Origin of the sequence: Brevibacillus thermoruber 423 (assembly GCF_000454065.1) — a bacterium.
Taxonomy (GTDB): Bacteria; Bacillota; Bacilli; order Brevibacillales; family Brevibacillaceae; genus Brevibacillus; species Brevibacillus thermoruber.
Map to the genome: position 1 here is coordinate 409,106 of NZ_KE695649.1, position 19,231 is coordinate 428,336.

Consider the following 19,231-nt stretch of genomic DNA (forward strand, 5'->3'; position numbering starts at 1 on the left):
TCGGCGGGCGGAAACGGTATGGCGTTTCCAAGCGCTGGGAGCTGGGAAGTATGAGTGGGAATGCTGCTGGATTACATTTTTGCAAGCATTGTCGAAAAATGCGGAAAAATGACATAAAAATTCGATTATATCCCTCTTTATATGGAAAATGTTATCCGATATTATAAAAACTGTAAATTACATTCATAGAAGGAGGTTGTTTTTTGCGTACAACAGTTCGGAAGGATAAGTAACTAAAATTCTGGAGGGGGAACCATGAAAAAGACTGTTATTACAGCGTTATTACTATCTGTAATCTTTACGCTTTCTTTTTGTGTTCCGACATTCGCACAGAAGAATATCGTACATAACGATAACTCTATTGTTCAGAGTAATGCGACGAGTCAATCCATTGGTACTGATCAATCACACTCTGATGATCAAGTAGAGCCTCGGTTCATTCGAAGACTCATTTTAAAATTGATTGAAGAAGGCACAGAGTACTTTATTAAGCTTAGTAAAAAAGGTAGTATAATCAAAAAGGCAGACTTTAAAGTAAAAACTGAACATATTTTTTCCAAAGATCACAAAGACAAAGGCATAATGAAATTGGGGAAAAATGAAAAAGCAATTCTTAAAAAGTTCAGGGATATGATTGAAAACGCCGATGAATATGGAGTGCTGAAAGATAATACAAACAACCAGATACGAACAATCATTAATGGCTATAAAGTGGAAGTAAGAGCTTATGTGAAAGACGGAGAATTAAAGAACCTGAACGCTTTTCTGGTAACAGGTGAATGGCCGAATACTAATTTCGGTAATATCGTGTATCTTGTACCAGATTATGATGACTAGAATGATAGAGGACGAGAAAGTAAGCCTTTCTCGTCCATTTATATCGTTTTCAACAAAAGGGGGAGGCAGCATGGACACTGTTATCGCGGAAATACAAAAGATTTTTATCTCAGACAAACTGGATGATAGTGAAAAGATAGAAAAGGGCGATTCCATATTGGCAGGAGCATTAAAACAAGATCCTACCAACACGCAGCTTTGGATCCTGCGGGCCTTGTTGGCATTGGAAGTTCCCGTTGTGGATTACATAAGGAGCTTGGAGTATATCAGAAACATACTCGGTTATGATCCAAACCATACGATTGCCTGGATCCTTCTTGCCTATATACAAGAAACCCATGAGGAATTGCACGAGGACGTAAAAGATTCCCTTGTCAACCTTATTGACAAGGAGAAGAATCCTGAAAAACGCTCATTGCTGAACTTGGCTATTGCTTGGTACTACTTCTCTAAGGACTTCCCAACTTGTGAACAGTATCTGCTGCAGGCGATTCGCCATTTTCCGGGTTACCCCGCTCATTATCGCTGGCTGCAGAGTTTATATATCTACCATAGAAAGAATCTTGGCAAGATAAGGGAACTAGCCGAGAATGCAGTAAAACATATAGAGATTATCTATATCTACGATAACGATCAACGTTTTATACAAGAGATTCAGCCTTACCTCGGAGAGAATTTTAAAGGGTTCGTTCCGGGAAATGAATCACGAGGCATTCCTGATCTCGACCTTTTTCTCCAATCGGAGATCAAGATGCTTCATACCACAGATTCCGTAGCGAAAGGTTATCTCGAACATCTGAAAACAAATCGGTAAAACCCTGACCAGCGATTGCCTTGCGTCGAAGAGAAGAGTACGACGGACAGACCGTAACATTTTGCTATCACGTAAAACGAGTGGCCAAGGAAAACAGGAAACATTGACGGTGGAGCAATTCATTGCCCGGTGCATTTGTCATATTCCCGATGAACAATCTAAAATGATTCGGCACTTCGGGATGTATGCACGAAGAAGCAAGAGAATTTGCAAGAAGAAATAGTACCTGGCAACAGGAAATAGCCAACGAATCAAAGAGCAAATCGGGAGCCCCCTCGTCTGCGGGCGGGCGGCCGTTCGGTCAATCCCTGCTCACACAGAGCGCCAGGGATGAAAAAAAGCAGCGATGGATGTCCACCGCCGCTTCTTCCCTTACAGCCATTACAGCTCGTCAAATCCGTTCTCTTTCGTCACCTTGGCATAGGTGCGGGATTTGCCCTCAAAGAAGTCCGTTTTGGTTTGATTCAGGGCTTCGTCGGAAAACGGCCGAATCCACGGCATGCAGTTATCCACGCCCTCATACGCTTTTTCCAGTCCCATCATGGTCAACCGCTTGTTGACAATATAACGGATGTAGCGGTCAAATTCGTCAAAGTCAATGCCGTCGACGCCTGTCAGCACATGGCGGGCCCACTTCATCTCCAATTCAACCGCCTGGTTCATCTTTTCATACACAAAGGAGCGGTTCCGTTCCGTATCCAGTTCGGGAAAATCGGCCAGCAGGAGCTGGAACACTTCCCCGAAAAAGAACGTGTGCTGCGCCTCGTCCCGCTGAATGTAGCTGATCATCTGGCTGGTTCCCAGCATCTTTTGATGACGGGCCAGATTGTAGAAGAACGCGAACCCGGTGTAGAAGAAGACCCCTTCCAGAATCATGTCGGCGACAAGCGCCTCCAGGAATGTCTGGGGGCTTTTTTCGTCTCGGAAGCGCTGGTACATGTCCGCGATGAACAGATTGCGCTCCAGGAGCACTTGGTCGTGTTTCCAGTATTCAAACACGTCCTTTTGGGTCTGGTAATCGACCAGACTGGAGAGCACATAGGAGTACGACTGGTTGTGAATCACCTCCTGCTGGTTGATAATGGCGGCAATGGCCACCAGGGAGGAATCGGTAAAGTATTGGCCGACATCGGTCACAAAGTTGGTCTGCATGCTGTCCAGCACAGCCAGCAGCCCGATAATCTTCTTGAAGGCGTCCTGTTCGGTCGGCGTCAGTTCGGAAAACTGCTGCCTGTCCTTGTTCATCGGAATCTCGGACGGAATCCAGTGATTGGCAATCAGCACCTTGTACAGCTTGTACATCGCCGGGTGGCGGATATCATCCCAGTTCAACACCCCGGAACACTCGCCGTTGATGATTTTGGTTGACTTGTTGGGAGCGTTTGTCTGAAACACTTTCTGCTTCTGCAGCATGTCCGTTCTCCTTTCCGCTATCAGGTGCAGGCTTCGCATTCATCGATCTCCACCGCCCGGCTGCGGACGTAGTAGGTCGTCTTCAGTCCCTGCTTCCATGCCTCCAGATGGAGCTGCAGCAGCTCTCTGGCATGGATGTCGGGGCGCACATACAAATTGATGCTCTGCCCCTGATCGAGGTGGCGCTGGCGGGCGGCCGCCTGTTTGATCGACCAGTGCTGATCCAGGTGATATGCTCCCTTGTAGTACCACATCGTGCGAGGAGACAGATCGGGAGCGGGATTGGCGATTTTGTACGTCGTCTTCTCCTCGTAGGCGACCGGTTCGAACACCGGATCGACGGAAGCGGTGGAGCCGGCGATCAGCGACGTGGAGCCGGTGGGGGCGATGGCCATCACATAACCGTTGCGAATGCCGTACGCAGCCACTTCTTCCGCGAGCGCCTTCCACTCGGGAGAATCGTAGCCCCTGCGGACAAAATATTTGCCGCTTTCCCACTCGCTGCCCGAAAAGAGCGGATAGGCGCCTTTTTCCTTCGCCAGTTCCAGGGACGCGCGAATGGTCAAGTAATGGATCCGTTCGAACAACCGGTCGTTGAAGGCGACCGCCTCTTCGCTTTCCCATTTGATTTCATGGAGGGCCAGAAGATGATGCAGGCCAAAGGCCCCCAGCCCGATGCCCCGGTACCTTTTGTTGGTTTGGTGGGCCTGCAGGACGTCGATCTGATTCACATCGATCACGTTGTCCAGCATGCGCACCTGGATGGGAATCAGCCGCTCCAACACGTTTGCAGGTACGGCACGCCCCAGGTTGATGCTGGAGAGATTGCAGACGACGAAATCACCCGGCGTTTTCCGAATCACGATCTCTCCGTCCTGCAGCACTTCTTCGCGCACCGTTGTGGGAGACATGTTCTGCAGAATTTCCGTGCACAAATTGCTGGAGTAAATCATTCCCGCATGTTTGTTGGGGTTCGCGCGGTTGACGGTATCCCGGTAGAACATGAACGGAGTGCCCGTCTCCAACTGGGAGATCATGATCCGCTTCATGATCTCGATGGCCGGTACCGTCACGCGGCTCAAGCGGGGATGCTGCACGCACGCTTCGTACCGTTCGCGGAAGCTGCCCCGCCCCGGCTCCTCATCATAGAAATCCTCCAGCGAAAAGCCCATGACGGTGCGCACTTCATGCGGATCAAACAAGTGAAACTCGGCCCGGTTTTCCACCGCTTCCATGAAAAGATCCGGGATGCACACACCCGTAAAGATGTCATGCGCCCGCAGGCGTTCGTCACCGTTGTTCATTTTCAGATCCAGAAACGCCAGGATATCCTTGTGCCACACGTCGAGATAAACGGCAACGCTGCCGTTTCGCGTTCCGAGCTGGTCGACGCTGACCGCCGTGTTGTTCAGTTGGCGAATCCACGGAATGACCCCGCTGGATTTGTTTTCATAGCCGCGGATGGAAGAGCCGCGAGCCCGCACTTTTCCCATGTATACGCCGATGCCGCCCCCCATTTTGGACAGCCGGGCGATGTCGGTGTTGGAATCGTAGATGCCCTGCAGAGAGTCGTCGACCGTGTCCACGAAGCAGCTCGAGAGCTGTCCGCCCCGTGCTTTGCCCGCATTCGCCATGGTGGGCGTTGCCACCGTCATGTACTGATGGCTCAGCGCCCAGTAGGCTTCTTTCACCAGCGCCAGTCTTTTTTCGCGGGGTTCCTGCATCATGAGGTGCATGGCGATGACCATAAACCGCTCCTGGGGCAGTTCAAACAGGCTGCCGGTGTAATCCCTGGCCAGATACCGCTCGGCGAGAGTCACAATCCCCAGATAGGTAAACAGCTTGTCCTTTTCGGGATCGATCTCCCGTTCCAGCTCCGCAATGTCTTCCGGATGGTAGGCGGCCAGCAGTTCCTGTTTGTAAATGCCCTTTTCAACCAACTGCTCCAACAGGTTCAGGAACGAACCGTAGGGACGCGAAGGACTGAAGGAATATGCCCGGCTGCGGGCCGATTCGTGATACAGGGCAGCGAGGTACGCCCTGGCTGCGACGTAGGTCCATTCCGGTTCCTCTTTGGAAATCAGTTCAGCGGCCGACATGGAAACGATTTTTGCCACTTCCTGTTCCGTGAGTTCCTTGTGTTTGGCTTTCGTGGCCGCACCCTGGATGACGGCATCCGCGCGCAGCCGGGGAAAATCGGCCAACATGTCGCCAATCAGCGACGTAATCCGTCTGTCGATGTCAGAAACAACCGTTTGCAATCTCTCCCTCTCCTTTGCGGTTCATGAAAAAAGCATCCTCTCCCGTCAGGTAGAGGATGCTGATGATGACAACGTGGAAAAAGACATGCCTGTGCCAAAGCGGAACGTGCGCCAGAAAGAGCGGCACGCCTCCGGTGACCGATTCCACACCTCCCCATCCTCGTGGTTCCAACGGTGTTTTCTTTGTGGCAGGTCTCCTGGCTCATGGATCGTCGCTTCTCTGAACCTTCCCGTCGATGCGATCGACAGTGGCATCTGACAGAGTCGCTCCCCATTCACAGTGGCGGGACCGCGCCGGACTTTCACCGGTCTTCCCTTTTAAGCGCTTGCCGGAATCCTGGGCAAGCGCACCACAAAGTACACTATATATGGTTTTATGATGGTACTATAACACAATATGTTGTGAAATGAAAGCGTGATGTTGGCTGGCAGCTTCCAAAAAAGCGGGGGCGTTTGCGTCAACGCCCGCCAGTTCTCACGATTCTTCTCTTCGTTTTTTCCTCAACAGATAGCGATGCTGGGCCTGCTGAAACTGTTTGCATTCCTCGTCCGTCTCCGGGATCACCTCCGGCACGGACGTGGGCCGCCCCTGTTCATCGAGGGCGATAAACGTCAAATACGCCCGGGCGGTCACCTTTCGTTCCCCGGTCAGCAGGTTCTCGGACTCTACCTTCACAAAGACCTCTATCGAGGTGCGGTAGGTGGACGTGACATAGGCTTCCAGGTTGATCGCTTCCCCGGTTTTGATGGGAGCGAGAAAATCAAAGCTGTCGCTCGATACGGTAACGACGGGCTTCCGGCAGTGGCGCATGGCGGCAATGCACGCGATTTTATCCACATAGGCCATGACCCTGCCCCCAAAGATGGTGTGATGGTGGTTGGTGTCGGGAGGCAGCACCAGATCGGTCAGCGATGTTCGGGATTGTGAGACGGGTATGCCTGGCATGGGAAGGGTTCACTCCTTTGACGCCTGCTGGAAACGGGACAGGCGTGCTCTGACGCGATGGGCTGCTTCCACCATGTGTTTGAGCGGCGCGATCGTTTCCGCCGGCTGTCTGGTCTTCAGTCCGCAATCGGGGTTGATCCAGAACCGGGCCGGATCGATGACCCGAATGGCGCGTTCGATCGTCGTCGCCATTTCTTCCACGGAAGGAATGCGCGGACTGTGAATATCGTAGACGCCCAGCCCGATTTGCTTGTCGTACGACTCGCGTTCAAACGAAGCGATCAGTTCCCCGTGGCTGCGGGAAGATTCCACGGAGATCACGTCGGCGTCCAGTTCACTGATGACCCCCATGAAGTCCTGGAACTCGCAGTAGCACATGTGGGTATGAATGCGGGTGGGGGAACTGCTCGACCCCGAGGTGTTTCAGAAGGTCGTGGAGAACGGCGAAACGATTCTCAACCACATCATCGTCAATGAACGGATCGGCGTGCTTGCCGACTTCGGGCCGATTCGCAACCGGCATGGAAACGTGACCGGCGCCATCATCGTCCTGCAGGATCTGCCCTACATCGAGAAGATGGCGATGGAGATGGAGTATGTGAAAAATCTCAACAAGGACCTGCAGGGGATCCTCTCTTCCATCTACGACGAGATTCTCGTCCTCGACGCCAAAGGCGTCCTGCTGCGCTACAGCGGCAATCTGATTAAGGATTTCTGGGAGATCGACAAGGAGCAGTTGATCGGGCTCAACCTGATGGAGCTGGAGCATGAAGGGACCTTTTTCTCCGCCATCGTGAAAATGGTCATCGAGCGGCGAAAAAAGGTGTCCGTCACCCAGGAAAGCCGCTCCGGAAAAAACGTGCTGGCGGTCGGCAACCCGATCTTTGACGAGGCGGGCAGGCTGGAGCGGATCGTCATCGCCCTGCGCGACATCACGGAGACGGTGATGCTGAAGGAGGAACTGCTCCAGGCGAAGAAGATGTCGGAAAAGTACAAAAAAGAGCTGGAGCACCTGCGCGACCAAAAGCGGTACGCCAAGAGCCGGCAGCTCATCTACGCCAGCGACAAGATCGAAAAGGTGATGAAGTACATCCAGAAGATCGCCAACACCTCGTCCACGGTGCTGCTCACCGGCGAGTCCGGCGTGGGCAAGGAGGTGTTTGCCCGCACCATCTACGAGCTGGGTCCGCGCAGCAGCAAGCCGTTCGTCAAGGTAAACTGCGGCGCCATCCCGGAGACGCTTTTGGAGAGCGAGCTGTTCGGCTACGAAAGAGGGGCGTTTACTGGGGCCCATTCCAACGGCAAGCCGGGGTATTTCCGGATGGCCAACAAGGGCATCATCTTCCTCGACGAGATCGCCGAATTGCCGCTCAACCTGCAGGTGAAGCTGCTTCGCGTCCTGCAGGAGCGGGAGATTATCCCGATCGGCGGATCGGAAGTGGTGGAGGTGGACGTGCAGATCATCGCCGCGACGAACAAGAACCTGGAGAAAATGGTGGAGGAGGGGACGTTTCGCGAAGACCTCTACTACCGGCTCAACGTCATTCCGGTGGCGATTCCCCCGCTGCGGGAGCGGCCGGAGGACATTCCGCTGCTCGCCCTGCACTTTCTGCACACCTTTAACGAAAAATACGGGCGCAGTACCCAGCTCTCCCAGGACGCCCTGGACGTGCTGGAATCGTACGCCTGGCCGGGCAACGTGCGGGAGCTGCAAAATATCATCGAGCGCATCGTGGTCACGGCCGACGACGACCTGATCGAGGCGTGCCACATCACGCCCCTTCTGAAAAAAGGAAAACGGCAGTACATGCAGCAGCGTATTCACAAGATCATTCCGCTCAAGAAAGCAACCAGGGCGGTGGAGGAGCAGTTGATCAAAATGGCCATGGACGAGTACAAAACGACCTCGATGGCGGCCAAGGTGCTGGGAGTGAGCCAATCCACCGTCAGCCGAAAGTTTCAGGAAATCCAAGAGAAGATGAGTCGGGGTGAGCAGATTGGGCGTAACATATGACGTAATTTCCCCCTTTGCCGGCACGGTGGAACGCATCCGGTTCCGTAAGGGCGACAAGGTGGAAGAAGGAGAGGTCTTCTTCTCACTGGTCCAAGACGGCTTGTCGTTTGACATCTTGTCGCCGGTGACGGGGTATGCCGATTCGCTGGAAGTGGAGCGGGGGGACCGGGTGATCGCCGGTATGATTTTGGCGACCATCCGACAGACGGGAGACTAGAGGGAAGGGCAGACGCTCCCCTCTAGTCTTTTCCCTTGGCGGCGTGCAGCAGTTCGTATTGCGCGTGCAGGTCCTTCAGCGCCGCCACCAGGGCGTTGGCCGCCTTTCCCCGGTAGTGGGTCAGGAGGTGCTGAATCGGTTCGTCCACCCCGTCTTTCAGGCTGAACCCCCTGAGCAGCCGGCCGACAAAATCGCGGCCGTGTTCGGTCGCCAGTGTGCAGGAAGCCTCCACGATCACGCCGTATCGCTTGTCCACCTCGGCGGTAATCGTCAGGGAGTCAAACACGCTTTTGGCTGCCATCCCCTGCGGGAGCCTGGCGTGGCCGGCAATAAAGTACGTGTTGGGCAACGGCATGACTGCGCCACCTTTCTGTTAATGATCAACCACTTTACGTTTTGATGACTGGTTCGCAGCGCAAAGACCATATCCCTGCCGGGGGATACGGTCTTTTTTGCCGCGTCGATTCTTTCTTTTTGTCGAATCATTTTCCGTTCAAACGGCCAGAAAGGTCTCCTTCACCTCTCGGCCTCTCCCTCTTGGGCAAACGGCCAGGCCGGCAGCATGCGGCGCAGCGGTTTGTCCCGCCGGTAGCCCAGCGCGTATTCGGCCTGCATGATCGTGTGGATTTCCCGCGTCCCTTCGTAGATGACCGGCGCCTTGGCGTTGCGGAGGTAGCGCTCCACCGGATATTCGTTGGAGTAGCCGTAGGCGCCGTGGATCTGCACGGCGTCGTTGGCCGCCTCAAACGCCGCGTCGCAGGCGAACCACTTGGCGAGCGAGGTTTCCCGAGTATTGCGCTTGCCCAGGTTTTTCAGCCAGCCGGCGCGGTAGACCAGCAGCCGGGAAATCTCCAGGTTGGCCGCCATCCTGGCGATCATCTGCTGGACCAACTGGTGTCTGCCGATCTCCTTGCCGAAGGTCTTCCGCTCGCGGCAGTAAGCGAGGCTGGCTTCCAGGCTGGCGTTGATCAGGCCGCAGGCCCCGGCGGCGACGGTGAAGCGGCCGTTGTCCAGGGCGGACATGGCGATCTTGAAGCCTTCCCCTTCTTCGCCCAGCCGGTTTTCCTTGGGCACGCGCACCTCGTCCAGAATCACTTCGCCGGTGTTGCCCGCGCGGATGCCCAGCTTGCCCTTGATCGCCCGGGTGGTGACGCCGGGGAAGGTGCGTTCGACGATGAAGCAGCTTATGCCGTGGTGCCCCTTGTCCTTGTCCGTTTTGGCGAAGATCAGGAAGTGGTCGGCGATGTCGCAGAGAGAGATCCAGGTTTTCGCCCCGTTCAGGATGTAGTCGTCGCCGTCGCGCCGCGCCGTGGTCACCATGGCGGCCACGTCTGATCCGGCGTTGGGCTCGGTCAGGCCAAAGGCACCGATTTTTTGCCCGCGCGCCTGGGGAATCAGGTAGCGCTCCTTGTGGAAGTCGTCGCCCCACTGCAGCAGGGTCATGCTGTTCAGCCCGGTGTGCACGGAGACGGCGGTGCGGAACGCCGTATCGCCCCGCTCCAATTCCTCGCAAACGATGGCCAGCGTGTTGTAGTCCATACCGGCGCCGCCGTAGCGCTCGGGGATGCAGACGCCCATCAGCTCCAGTTCGGCCAGCCGCTTCATGATGGACGGTTCAAAATGGCCGTTGGCGTCCCACTCGCGAATGTGCGGGATAATTTCCTTGTCCACAAAACTGCGCACCATCCTGCGCACCGCTTCCTGCTCTTCTGTCAAGGCAAAGTTCATCATCGTCGGGTGCCTCCTTTTTTTGGGGTTAGATGTCTCCTAAATGTCGCCATTTCGTCTCATCTCGTCCAGCTCGTCCGGCGAATAGCCGAGGCGGGACAGCACCTGCGTGGTGTGTTCGCCGTACAGCGGCGGGTGCCGTTTCATCTCCACCGGGGTGCGCGACAGCTTCAGCGGGCTGCCCACCAGCTTCACGCTGCCCGCCGTCGGATGCGCCATCTCCACCACCATGTTTCGAGCCTGCACCTGGGGATCGGCGAAGACGGCCTGCAGGTCGTTGATTGGTCCGTGGGGGATGCCCGCCGCCTGTAGCCGCGCTCTCCAGTGAGTGGTGGGTTTGGCTTTCATCACCGCAGAGATGACCGCGACCAGCCCGTCTCTGTGCCGGAGCCGGTCGGCGTTGGTTCGGTAGCGTTCGTCGGCCGCCAGTTCCGGCATGCCCAGGGCCTCCGCCAGTTTGCGGAATTGGGCGTCGTTTCCGACCGCGACCACCATTTCGCCGTCCCGTGTGGGAAAGACCTGATAGGGGACAATGTGGGGATGCTGATTGCCCAGCCGGCGGGGCACGGCGCCGGTGGTCAGGTAGCTGCTGGCGACGTTGACCAGTGCCGAGAGCTGCGCGTCAAACAGGGAGACGTCGAGCTGCTGCCCCTCGCCCGAATAGCTGCGCTCGTGCAGCGCCGCGAGAATTCCGATCGCCGCGTACAAGCCGGTGAGCACATCGGCGATGGCGACACCCACTTTCAGCGGTCCGGAGCGTTCGTCACCGGAGATGCTCATCAGACCGGCCATCGCCTGGATGATGTAGTCGTACCCCGGTTCGTTTTTGTATGGGCCGGTCTGTCCAAAGCCGGTGATCGAGGCGAGGATGATCTGCGGGTTGATCCGCTTGAGGGTGTCGTACCCCAGCCCCAGCCGCTCCAGCGTGCCGGTTTTGAAATTTTGCACGACCACGTCCGCCCCGGCGGCCAGCTTTTTGAACGCGTCCTGCCCCTTGGCCGACTTCAGGTTGAGGGTGATGGCCCGTTTGTTGCGGTTGGCGCAGAGGTAGTAGGCGCTTTCCCCGCCAGCAAACGGGGGGCCCCAGGCGCGGGTGTCGTCTTTCGATCCGACTGCCTCCACCTTGATCACGTCGGCGCCCAGATCGCCGAGAATCATCGTGCAAAACGGCCCCGCCAGCACGCGCGTCAAATCGAGAACCGTGATGCCCTGCAGTGCGCCGTCCAAGGAAATCCCTCCTTTTTCGTCATGAAAATAAAAACAGCCAGGCAAACCGCAACAGGTGATTCCGTTGCCATTTTCCTGGCTGTCGTTCGCGTGTGTCTTCCGGCGAGGAAGATCGGACGAATGAAGGCAGAAATTTCATATCAAGCTGTGAGCGCGAATCCCAATGGTGAACCGATTCAAACGGGGGAGGGAAGGAAACCGGTTCAGAGCGGCAGGGAGGGGCGAAAAGTCGGCTCTCTGCCCGTGAACCGTTTCTATTATGTCATTGGATGGAAGCAGCTGTCAATATTTTTTTCTGAATATTCTATATTATAACGTCCAAAACGTGCCTCCTGTTGGCTTTCCGTCTGGCGGATGCCGGGCGTATGCCTTTGGGCCGGTTATTGCGTATTGAGCGGTATTGCGCGGCGGTTGGTTCCGCTGGTGACGCGGCAAGCTGGCGTGATACGGCCAAGCTGGCGGGGGGTTTCTTTTTGGAAAAAAACATGGTACTGTATGGAACAGTTTCGTATCCGTGAAAACATGGCAGGAGTGAGAGCTGTGGCACGAAAACGACGGGCGGCCGTAAGTTTGAACAGCCCGCAGCGGAAAGCGGTTGAATACGGCATGCTGGCGCTGGGATCGCTGGTGCTGGCCGCCAGCTTCAACCTGTTTCTCAACCCCAACCAGCTCGCGTCGGGCGGCGTTTCCGGCCTGTCTACGATCTGTTACCATCTGTTTGGCTTTCCCCCCTCTGTCGTGCAGTGGGCGTTTAACATCCCGCTGTTTCTGCTCGGCCTGTGGCTGTTGGACCGGCAGTACAGTGTAAAGGCGGCGGTCGGCTCCCTCATTCTGCCGCTGTTTGTGGCGCTGACCAGCCATCTGCCGCCGCTGACCGACAATCCGCTGTTGGCTGCCATTTACGGCGGCATGGGCGTCGGGCTTGGCATCGGGATTGTCTTTCGCGGCCGAGGGTCGACCGGCGGGTTTTCCATCGCGTCGCAAATCCTGCACAAGTACACGGGGATCAGCCTGGGCGCGTCGGTCGCCGTCTTTGACGGGCTGGTCATCCTGCTGGCGGGCGTCGTCTTCCATCCGGAAAAGGCGCTGTACGCCCTGCTCGCGCTGTTTGTCACCAGCAAAACGATCGACATCGTGCAGATGGGCTGGAACACCTCCAAGGTGGCCTACATCATCTCCGAGCAGACGGAACGGCTGCGCGAAGCGATCCTGTTTGATCTGGACCGGGGCTTGACGCTGCTGGACGGCGCCGGCGGTTACACCGGGGACGAACGCAAGGTGCTGATGGCCGTGGTCAGCCAAAGCGAAGTGAGCAAGCTGAAAATGCTCGTGCGCTCCGTCGATCCGGACGCGTTTATCATTCTCTGCCCCGCCCAGGAGGTGCTGGGCGAAGGCTTCCGTCCTGCGTAAATCGGACCAGGACGGGCAAAAAGGAGGCGGCTCCCGTTGGGGGCCGCCTTTGGACTACGCGGAGCGAAACGCGTTTTCCGCCACAAACATGGTGACCTCGCGCAGCATGGAGGAAACGCCGCCCGAGAACGGGTAACGGACGGGCTTCTGCTGGCGCGAGGCTTCTTCTTTTACCGCCCAGTAGAACGAATGCTTGATCTGATGCGTGTTGCAGATGACGAGATCCGCTTTGGCCACATAGGGCTGCAGCGTCTGCGGCTGGCTTTCCAGAACGATGACGGAGCCTCCCCTGGCCCGTATCGCTTCCTCGTAGTGTGCCACCATGTTGGACTGGGCTCCGCAGATCAAGACATGAACATCCTGGAGCGCCGGATTCGCTTCCGCTTCCGCCGCTTCGCCGTCTTGGGAATGCTCGGTCCGTCCCCCTTTGCGGCGGGAGAGGCGCTCCGGTCCGGATTCGTCCGGCGGCAGATGCTCGTGGACGGTCAGGATGCGGTTGTTGTGCGGATGGGCCGCGTCAAACAACAGCGTGACGACATCGCCGGGGGCTACCTTCTCCAGTTCGTAGGCGTGAAGGGGGATAAACAGATCGTCATCGTACAGGTCGCGGACGCCGATCCAGCCGGCGCGCTCGTCCACAATCCCCAGCAGTTCTCGGTGATGGGAGGGCTCAGCCCCTTTTCGCAGCACGCGGTACCGGTACTGCGGAAATCCGGGCGAATACTCTCCGACCAGCATCCCTTCCAGTTCGTCGCCGTCTTCTGCCTTGATGGCGAGGAGGATCTTTTCCGAGACGTACACATCCGTGCCCGCTTCCGTGGACAAGAGACCGAACGAAGCGCGTACGGGAATGCGCAGAATCCCCCGGACCACCGGCGGATAGGAGGGAGCTTCGAACTCCGGATTAGGGGCCGCTTGTGCGGTGCCGGGATCGTCGCCGCCGGCCTCGTCACTGTTTGGGGAAACGGCTGGCCCAATAGCGGTCAGTGCTTCCGGTTCGGGGCTCGCGGCGGGAAGGCGGATGGGCGGCGCGGGCGGAGGAGCCAGCAATGCGTGCAGGCTCGCTGACTCCGCCTGCAGCCGACAGACGGTCTCCTGCTGCTCCTTCAGCCGCTGCGTCAATGCTGCGACCTCCGCTTCCAGCTTTCGATTCTGCTCCAGCGCCCGCTGCCAGTTTCGCTCCATGAGGGCCAAGTGCCGTTCCGCCGCCTGGCGCATGGTCCGCTCTTCCTGAAGCTGCGCCTGCAGGCGGGCGTCCTGTTCCATCCGCAGCCTGTCGATTTCCTTGGCCGCTTTCCGCAGCGCGGCGATTTCGTCACGAAGTGCAGCCGTTTCGCGGTCCCATTTCTTCTGTTTTCGGGCGGTCGTTTTTTTCACGTTGTCGAGCAAACGCTTCAAACGGCGGTTCTCCTTTTCTAGCGTCTCGCCGGCGGCCGGCAGCGCGCGGCGGGCCGTGGCCGGTTCAAATGGACGCATCTCGTTCATGCAGGACAGCGCCAACTGCGTCAGGTCGTCGCGACCCGAGAGGATCAGGCCCAGGACCACATCGCCGAGATCGATTCTGGCTTCAAGCGCCAGCGCGTCCGCCAGGGTACAGGGGATGGGCAGCGAGGCGATCTTTTTCTCCAGGTCAGGGTACGTTTCATACAGGCGTGCGGCGGCATGGTAGCGCGGCAGCACGGGTTCTCCGCCGCAAAACAGGTGTTTGCGAAAGAACGCGTTCAGCGTGGGATAGGGAACATGTTTGACGCTGCGAAAGCCCGGGGGGCAGAGGTCGTAGCGAGCGCATACCTGCGGCAGCTCCCGCGGCCCCACATGGGTGAAGTACCACGAGCGCCACTGCTCGAAGTGTTCGGTTGACAGGTCTTCCTTGGGCATCGGCATCACTCGATTCACGTTCGTCGTTTCCTAATATGTTCGGGACGAATCGAGAAAATCCTTTGCGCCGCGCAGTCCTTCCGGGAGCAAAGCAGCGCGTTCGCGACGAATAGGCGCGGCGTTTTCCCCCTTCTTCCGTTTGGCAGTCCCCAACTTTGGCTCTTTCCATGCCAGTGATGTTCCCTGCCAGATCTGATCGAGTTTAGAAAATTTAGGTTGTTTTTTAAACAAAGTATTGTGATTGTCTCGTTCAGGTAAAGTCTTCCCGAAAGGTGAGTCGGTCATGGGAATCGATTCTCCAGGAACAACACAATGAATGGAGCGTTGCTCGTCGGTACTCGAACGCTTTTTTTCTGCAAATATCTTTCTCAAAATGTCACAAAACGGGAGGATGATTTGTTATATCTGGCAAAGGAGGTGAACGGTTTGGACAAAGATCAAATCGAGCGGGTGATTGAGGAGATCAAGTCTTCCGGTTCATTGGAGATGTTTGGAGACATCATTGAAGCTTTGCAGCAGCCGATTTTTACCTACTGCTATCATATGCTCGGACACAGGCAGGAAGCAGAGGATGCCGTGCAAGAGGTTTTTATCAAAGCATACGAACATATCGACAAGTACACAAAGTCCGTTTCCTTTTCAGCGTGGGTGTACAAGATTGCCTATCATCACTGCTTGAATCTCATCAATCGGAGAAAGCTATACCGAATGGTCCCATTCTTGAAAAGAGGAATGGCGGCCGTCAGTCAAAACGAAGGAGAGATCCGGGTGGATCACGAGCAGGTAAGCTATCCGCTCCATCAGGCGATGTCCCGTCTGTCTGCGGAGGATCGAAATTTGATCATCCTGCGCGTGATTGAAGAAAAAGGGTACGAAGAACTCTCTGTACTGCTAAACAAAAAACCAGCAACCCTGCGAAAACAATATGAGCGGGCTTTACGAAAATGTAAACACTATTTGCAATTGCAGAAAGGAGGGGAAGTGAATGAAGCCTACAAAGCCATTCGGTGATGTGGAGCATCTGATCATGGATACACCCGTTCCGAAAATTGACGTCAAGGATCGGGTGCTCGAGAAACTGCGGGAGCGGAAAAATCAAAGGGAGGCGGTTCGAGTGAAAAAGAAAATCGGATTGATTGTAGCGGCGTGTCTGGTTTTTGGGGTAACGTCTGCATACGCGGCCATGAAAGTGTATGAGCTGAAGAATGAAAAAGGAGAAGTAGTGGTACAGATCAACCAGACAGCCAAGGATCCGGTTACGAGCCAACACAAAACGTATGGCCAGATGTTGAAGGAGGTTCGCGAATCGGTCAAACCGGGCACCGCTGTCGCTGTGTACATTGTGCCGGATAATCCTCAGAAAATCGTTGCTTTCTTCCAAAAGCCGATTACGTCTACAGACCGTAGGGTGATTCAGGCGGAAGCGGGAAACATGTTTGCCTTCCCGGCCGAACTGACTGGCGGGTACACGTTTAAAGAAGGGTTTGTCCAGCATATGATCATCCACGATTACAAGAAGGAAGATTTTTATAAGCAAGCGGAAGAGACAAAGAAAGACGTGATCGTGAAGGAGCTGAAAGTAGAACCGACGATTGAGCAATTGGGCGCCACCTACGCGAATCACAAGGGTGAAGTACGGATACGCATCGAGAATTTTGAGAAAGTAAAGTATGTGAGCACCGAAGCAGGTCCGGACGACACTGTGGAAAAAGTAAAGGTGGACAAAAGAGAGGCGCTGTATCATCTGAGGAAAATAAAGGGAGCGGATGGAAAAACAGAATCGATGGAACAGTCCATCGAATATTTCAAAGACGAAGCGAAATTGCTTTATCATGTATGGACGTCGTCGCCGGAAATTACCAAGCAGGACTTGTTGGCCATCGTGGAAAAGCTGGAGGAATCCCAGCCTTTCGACTGAGCCAATCTTCGTAACGGCTCGATCAGCCCTTTTCTACCGCAGGGTGGTGAAACAAGGAGTACTGTTTGTCCGCGGAAGTGTCACTCGCTGTCACAAAACCGCCAAGCATTGCGTGCCCTGCTTTTCCCTTGCCGATCTGTTATAATGAGACGAGTATGAAGATTGCACTGGGCAAGGAGTGAACAAATGGTGAGCAATGCGTTTCTTGAAGCCCACGTGGGCAGTTGGGAAGTGGCATTCATCCTGCTGATCGTCGGGTACATCCTCTTCCGTATCGGCAAGGAGAAAGTGGGCAACATCGTTCACATGTTTCTGCGCGTGATGATGGTGATCGTCGTCGTGACGGGCGCTTGGATGTTATTTAAGTTCCACGCGGGAGATGTCCTGTACTATGTAAAGGGAGTGCTGGGGCTTGTCGTCTTCGGGCTGATGGAAATGGCGCTGGGACGGGCACGCCGCCAGGAAGCCAGCACCGGATTTTTCGTCGGTGCCCTCGCGCTGATGGTGGTCGTCATCCTGATCGGGTACCGCGTCATCATGTAGGCGGCAGGCGCGGGGTTCAAGTCGGAAGGCTTTCGTTCGGATCGAAAGGATCCGGGCGGAGGCCTTTTTTTACGGGAACTTTTTTTGCGGCCGGACAAGTGCCCCCAAGACCGGCGGATGCTCGTGGAAACGGGATTGCCCAACGAACGGGGCGGTCGGGTATGAATCGGAGAACTTCTCCACTTTTCTCGTCTAATATGGCGGAACGCTCCACTTTTGCGTATAATGGCTGTAGGAATACAGCCGTTTTCTTTTGGCGATGGACGGGGGAGGAAACCGATGACGGCATATCAGGAAGAGCGGACGGCCGGAGCGTCCGGCGGCGCGGCCAAAACCAATACCACCCTGCTGGGCATTCAGAGTTTGCGGCCGTCGTTTACCAAATCTGAGCAAAAAGTGGCGGAGATCGTATTGAGCCAGACGGAGAGCGTGATTTACTCCTCCGTCATCGACCTGGCGGAAAAAGCGGACGTGGGCGAAACCACCGTGCTGCGGTTCTGCCGCAAGATCGGCTTTCGCAGCTACCAGGAGTTCAAGCTGGCGCTGGCCCAGGAGCTGGTCCATCCGGTCAAAAACCTGCACGGCGAGGTAACGGAGGAGGATTCGCTCGCGACCATCGCGCAAAAGGTGACGGCCACCAACGTGCAGGCAGTCGGCGACACCAGCTCGCTCATCGACCCGATCGAGCTGGAACGGTGTGTCGACCTGCTGCAAGCCGCCAACACGATCCACTTTTACGGCGTGGGGACATCCGGGGTGACCGCCCAGGATGCCAAATACACGTGCCTGCGCCTCGGCCTGAAAGTGGACGCCTTTTACGAGGCGCACCTGCAGGCCATGGCCGCCGCCACGCTGGGCCCCGGTGACGTGGCCGTGGGCATCTCCGTGTCGGGCAGCACCAAGGATACGATTGACTCGCTGAAAGTGGCGAAGGAAGCGGGGGCGACGGTGCTGTGCATCACCCACTACCGCCGCTCGCCGATCACGAACGTGGCTGACATCACGCTTCTGACGGCAGCCAAGGAAGGGCCGCTGCAGGGCGGGTCGCTCGCGGCCAAAATCGCCCAGCTTCACGTCATCGACATCCTGTGCACGGCACTCGCCATGCGCATCAAGGAGAAAGCGCTGACCTACAAGGAAAAAACGGCAAAAGCGGTGCTGGACAAAAAATACTGAAACGGCTGGATGGGGGAGAGAGCATGAAGCTGTTGATTGCGGAGAATTACGAGGCGTTGAGCAAAGAGGCGGCGCGCGTCGTGGCGCAGGTGGTGGCAGCCAAGCCCACGGCCGTTTTGGGACTGGCTACGGGCAGCACGCCGATCGGCATGTACCGGGAACTGGCGCGGCTGCACCGCGAGGAGGGGGTTGACTTCTCCCGGGTGACGACGTTCAACCTGGATGAATACGTCGGTCTGCCGCCGCGTCATCCGCAAAGCTACCGCACGTTCATGCAGGAGCACTTTTTCCGCCACGTGAACATCCCGCTGGAACAGACCAACATCCCGCGCGGGGATGCACCCGACCTGCAGGCGGAGTGCCGGCGGTATGAAGAGGCGATCGCGGCGGCGGGAGGCATCGACATACAGGTGCTGGGCATCGGCAGAAACGGCCACATCGGCTTCAATGAGCCGGGGTCCGACGCGGAGACGACCACGCGGGTCGTGAAGCTGGCGCAAAGTACGATCAAGGCGAACGCGCGCTTTTTTGACTCGATCGACGAAGTGCCGACGAAAGCCGTATCGATGGGGATCAAAACGATTCTGGCGGCGAAGCGGATCCTCCTGCTCGCGAGCGGCGAGGCCAAGGCGGAAGCGGTGTGCCGCATGCTGGAAGGGGAAAGGACGCCCGACGTGCCCGCCTCGCTGCTGCAGCTTCATCCGGACGTGACCGTCATCGTGGACAAGGACGCGGCCGCGCTGCTGGCAGCCGAGACGAGAGGCAGAGGCCGCCTGGTGTGAGCGGCCCGTTTTGCTGCGCTTGTTCACCAATTCGTTTCGAATAACGCCTCGTTCGTTATGCTATACT

Annotated in this window: 19 protein-coding genes, 2 pseudogenes and 1 riboswitch; of the genes and pseudogenes, 11 read left to right on the forward strand and 10 right to left on the reverse strand. The window is 56.3% G+C overall.

Annotation, left to right across the window (positions count from 1 at the left end):
* Window positions 1-255 precede the first annotated feature (255 nt).
* The 3 genes and pseudogenes from M516_RS24285 to M516_RS26300 all read left to right on the forward strand — a co-directional run.
* Window positions 256-837, forward strand: coding sequence for a polymorphic toxin type 35 domain-containing protein (locus M516_RS24285; RefSeq protein ID WP_051188124.1), 582 nt, complete (start codon window positions 256-258; stop codon window positions 835-837).
* A 70-nt stretch (window positions 838-907) separates the two neighbouring features.
* On the forward strand, window positions 908-1,651 hold the full coding sequence (locus tag M516_RS0106965) for a tetratricopeptide repeat protein (protein WP_029098482.1): 744 nt from the start codon (window positions 908-910) through the stop codon (window positions 1,649-1,651).
* Between the two features lie 8 nt (window positions 1,652-1,659).
* Window positions 1,660-1,871, forward strand: a pseudogene (locus M516_RS26300) (transposase); the annotation flags it as partial.
* Between the two features lie 161 nt (window positions 1,872-2,032).
* On the opposite strand, the gene M516_RS0106970 reads toward M516_RS26300, so the two are convergent.
* The 5 genes and pseudogenes from M516_RS0106970 to M516_RS0106990 form a co-directional block, all read right to left on the reverse strand.
* Window positions 2,033-3,061, reverse strand: coding sequence for a ribonucleotide-diphosphate reductase subunit beta (locus M516_RS0106970; protein WP_029098483.1), 1,029 nt, complete (start codon window positions 3,059-3,061; stop codon window positions 2,033-2,035).
* A gap of 23 nt (window positions 3,062-3,084) precedes the next feature.
* On the reverse strand, window positions 3,085-5,304 hold the full coding sequence (locus tag M516_RS22945) for a ribonucleoside-diphosphate reductase subunit alpha (protein ID WP_420796315.1): 2,220 nt from the start codon (window positions 5,302-5,304) through the stop codon (window positions 3,085-3,087).
* Between the two features lies 1 nt (window position 5,305).
* Window positions 5,306-5,473, reverse strand: a complete 168-nt coding sequence (locus M516_RS25485) for a hypothetical protein (RefSeq protein WP_156110508.1) — start codon at window positions 5,471-5,473, stop codon at window positions 5,306-5,308.
* A gap of 22 nt (window positions 5,474-5,495) precedes the next feature.
* Window positions 5,496-5,695, reverse strand: a riboswitch (cobalamin riboswitch).
* A gap of 105 nt (window positions 5,696-5,800) precedes the next feature.
* Window positions 5,801-6,271, reverse strand: a complete 471-nt coding sequence (locus M516_RS0106985; protein ID WP_029098484.1) for an acyl-CoA thioesterase — start codon at window positions 6,269-6,271, stop codon at window positions 5,801-5,803.
* A gap of 9 nt (window positions 6,272-6,280) precedes the next feature.
* Window positions 6,281-6,667 (reverse strand): annotated as a pseudogene (locus M516_RS0106990) (5-methyltetrahydropteroyltriglutamate--homocysteine S-methyltransferase); the annotation flags it as partial.
* 193 nt (window positions 6,668-6,860) lie between these two features.
* Between M516_RS0106990 and M516_RS26235 the strand changes: the two are divergent.
* Both M516_RS26235 and M516_RS0107000 read left to right on the forward strand, forming a co-directional pair.
* Complete coding sequence (locus M516_RS26235) at window positions 6,861-8,285, forward strand: sigma-54 interaction domain-containing protein (protein ID WP_420796316.1); 1,425 nt, start codon at window positions 6,861-6,863, stop codon at window positions 8,283-8,285.
* The gene (locus tag M516_RS0107000; RefSeq protein ID WP_029098486.1) at window positions 8,269-8,502 is read left to right on the forward strand and encodes a biotin/lipoyl-containing protein; all 234 of its coding nucleotides are present in this window, start codon (window positions 8,269-8,271) and stop codon (window positions 8,500-8,502) included. The genes M516_RS26235 and M516_RS0107000 overlap by 17 nt, the downstream gene beginning before the upstream one ends.
* A 22-nt stretch (window positions 8,503-8,524) precedes the next feature.
* Here the strand turns inward: M516_RS0107000 and M516_RS0107005 are convergent, their stop codons facing one another.
* The 3 genes from M516_RS0107005 to M516_RS0107015 form a co-directional block, all read right to left on the reverse strand.
* Complete coding sequence (locus tag M516_RS0107005; RefSeq protein ID WP_029098487.1) at window positions 8,525-8,857, reverse strand: DUF3870 domain-containing protein; 333 nt, start codon at window positions 8,855-8,857, stop codon at window positions 8,525-8,527.
* Between the two features lie 161 nt (window positions 8,858-9,018).
* Window positions 9,019-10,230 (reverse strand): acyl-CoA dehydrogenase family protein, encoded by a 1,212-nt coding sequence (locus M516_RS0107010; protein ID WP_029098488.1) that lies wholly within the window; start codon window positions 10,228-10,230, stop codon window positions 9,019-9,021.
* Between the two features lie 39 nt (window positions 10,231-10,269).
* Window positions 10,270-11,457, reverse strand: coding sequence for a CaiB/BaiF CoA transferase family protein (locus M516_RS0107015; RefSeq protein WP_029098489.1), 1,188 nt, complete (start codon window positions 11,455-11,457; stop codon window positions 10,270-10,272).
* Between the two features lie 540 nt (window positions 11,458-11,997).
* On the opposite strand from M516_RS0107015, the gene M516_RS0107025 reads away from it, so the two are divergent.
* On the forward strand, window positions 11,998-12,867 hold the full coding sequence (locus M516_RS0107025) for a YitT family protein (protein ID WP_029098491.1): 870 nt from the start codon (window positions 11,998-12,000) through the stop codon (window positions 12,865-12,867).
* A 54-nt stretch (window positions 12,868-12,921) separates the two neighbouring features.
* On the opposite strand, the gene M516_RS0107030 is transcribed toward M516_RS0107025, so the two are convergent.
* Both M516_RS0107030 and M516_RS0107035 read right to left on the reverse strand, forming a co-directional pair.
* A complete protein-coding gene (locus M516_RS0107030; RefSeq protein ID WP_029098492.1) occupies window positions 12,922-14,763 on the reverse strand; it encodes a DUF2325 domain-containing protein in 1,842 nt (613 codons plus the stop codon).
* A 12-nt stretch (window positions 14,764-14,775) separates the two neighbouring features.
* Window positions 14,776-15,030 carry a hypothetical protein gene (locus M516_RS0107035; RefSeq protein ID WP_029098493.1) on the reverse strand — a complete coding sequence of 85 codons (255 nt, stop codon included), beginning with the start codon at window positions 15,028-15,030 and terminating at the stop codon, window positions 14,776-14,778.
* A gap of 141 nt (window positions 15,031-15,171) precedes the next feature.
* Here M516_RS0107035 and M516_RS0107040 point away from each other — a divergent pair, with 141 nt between their 5' ends.
* The 5 genes from M516_RS0107040 to nagB all read left to right on the forward strand — a co-directional run bounded on the left by M516_RS0107040 (window position 15,172) and on the right by nagB (window position 19,164).
* Window positions 15,172-15,756: an RNA polymerase sigma factor gene (locus M516_RS0107040; protein ID WP_029098494.1), complete on the forward strand. Its 585-nt coding sequence runs from the start codon at window positions 15,172-15,174 to the stop codon at window positions 15,754-15,756.
* Window positions 15,731-16,663 (forward strand): hypothetical protein, encoded by a 933-nt coding sequence (locus M516_RS0107045; RefSeq protein WP_051188126.1) that lies wholly within the window; start codon window positions 15,731-15,733, stop codon window positions 16,661-16,663. The genes M516_RS0107040 and M516_RS0107045 overlap by 26 nt, the downstream gene beginning before the upstream one ends.
* A gap of 186 nt (window positions 16,664-16,849) precedes the next feature.
* Window positions 16,850-17,206 (forward strand): YisL family protein, encoded by a 357-nt coding sequence (locus tag M516_RS0107050; protein ID WP_029098496.1) that lies wholly within the window; start codon window positions 16,850-16,852, stop codon window positions 17,204-17,206.
* Window positions 17,207-17,485: 279 nt separating this feature from the next.
* Window positions 17,486-18,382: a MurR/RpiR family transcriptional regulator gene (locus M516_RS0107055; RefSeq protein ID WP_029098497.1), complete on the forward strand. Its 897-nt coding sequence runs from the start codon at window positions 17,486-17,488 to the stop codon at window positions 18,380-18,382.
* A gap of 23 nt (window positions 18,383-18,405) precedes the next feature.
* Window positions 18,406-19,164: a glucosamine-6-phosphate deaminase gene (gene nagB / locus M516_RS0107060; RefSeq protein ID WP_029098498.1), complete on the forward strand. Its 759-nt coding sequence runs from the start codon at window positions 18,406-18,408 to the stop codon at window positions 19,162-19,164.
* Window positions 19,165-19,231: the final 67 nt, after the last annotated feature.

Coding starts and splice junctions, on each gene's coding strand:
- M516_RS0107035 (WP_029098493.1), bottom strand. CDS start 15,030: ATGACCGACTCACCTTTCGGGAAGACTTTACCTGAACGAGACAATCAC.
- M516_RS0107005 (WP_029098487.1), bottom strand. CDS start 8,857: ATGCCGTTGCCCAACACGTACTTTATTGCCGGCCACGCCAGGCTCCCG.
- M516_RS0107010 (WP_029098488.1), bottom strand. CDS start 10,230: ATGAACTTTGCCTTGACAGAAGAGCAGGAAGCGGTGCGCAGGATGGTG.
- M516_RS0107055 (WP_029098497.1), top strand. CDS start 17,486: ATGACGGCATATCAGGAAGAGCGGACGGCCGGAGCGTCCGGCGGCGCG.
- M516_RS0107045 (WP_051188126.1), top strand. CDS start 15,731: ATGAAGCCTACAAAGCCATTCGGTGATGTGGAGCATCTGATCATGGAT.
- M516_RS24285 (WP_051188124.1), top strand. CDS start 256: ATGAAAAAGACTGTTATTACAGCGTTATTACTATCTGTAATCTTTACG.
- M516_RS26235 (WP_420796316.1), top strand. CDS start 6,861: ATGGAGTATGTGAAAAATCTCAACAAGGACCTGCAGGGGATCCTCTCT.
- M516_RS0106985 (WP_029098484.1), bottom strand. CDS start 6,271: ATGCCAGGCATACCCGTCTCACAATCCCGAACATCGCTGACCGATCTG.
- nagB (WP_029098498.1), top strand. CDS start 18,406: ATGAAGCTGTTGATTGCGGAGAATTACGAGGCGTTGAGCAAAGAGGCG.
- M516_RS0106965 (WP_029098482.1), top strand. CDS start 908: ATGGACACTGTTATCGCGGAAATACAAAAGATTTTTATCTCAGACAAA.
- M516_RS0107050 (WP_029098496.1), top strand. CDS start 16,850: ATGGTGAGCAATGCGTTTCTTGAAGCCCACGTGGGCAGTTGGGAAGTG.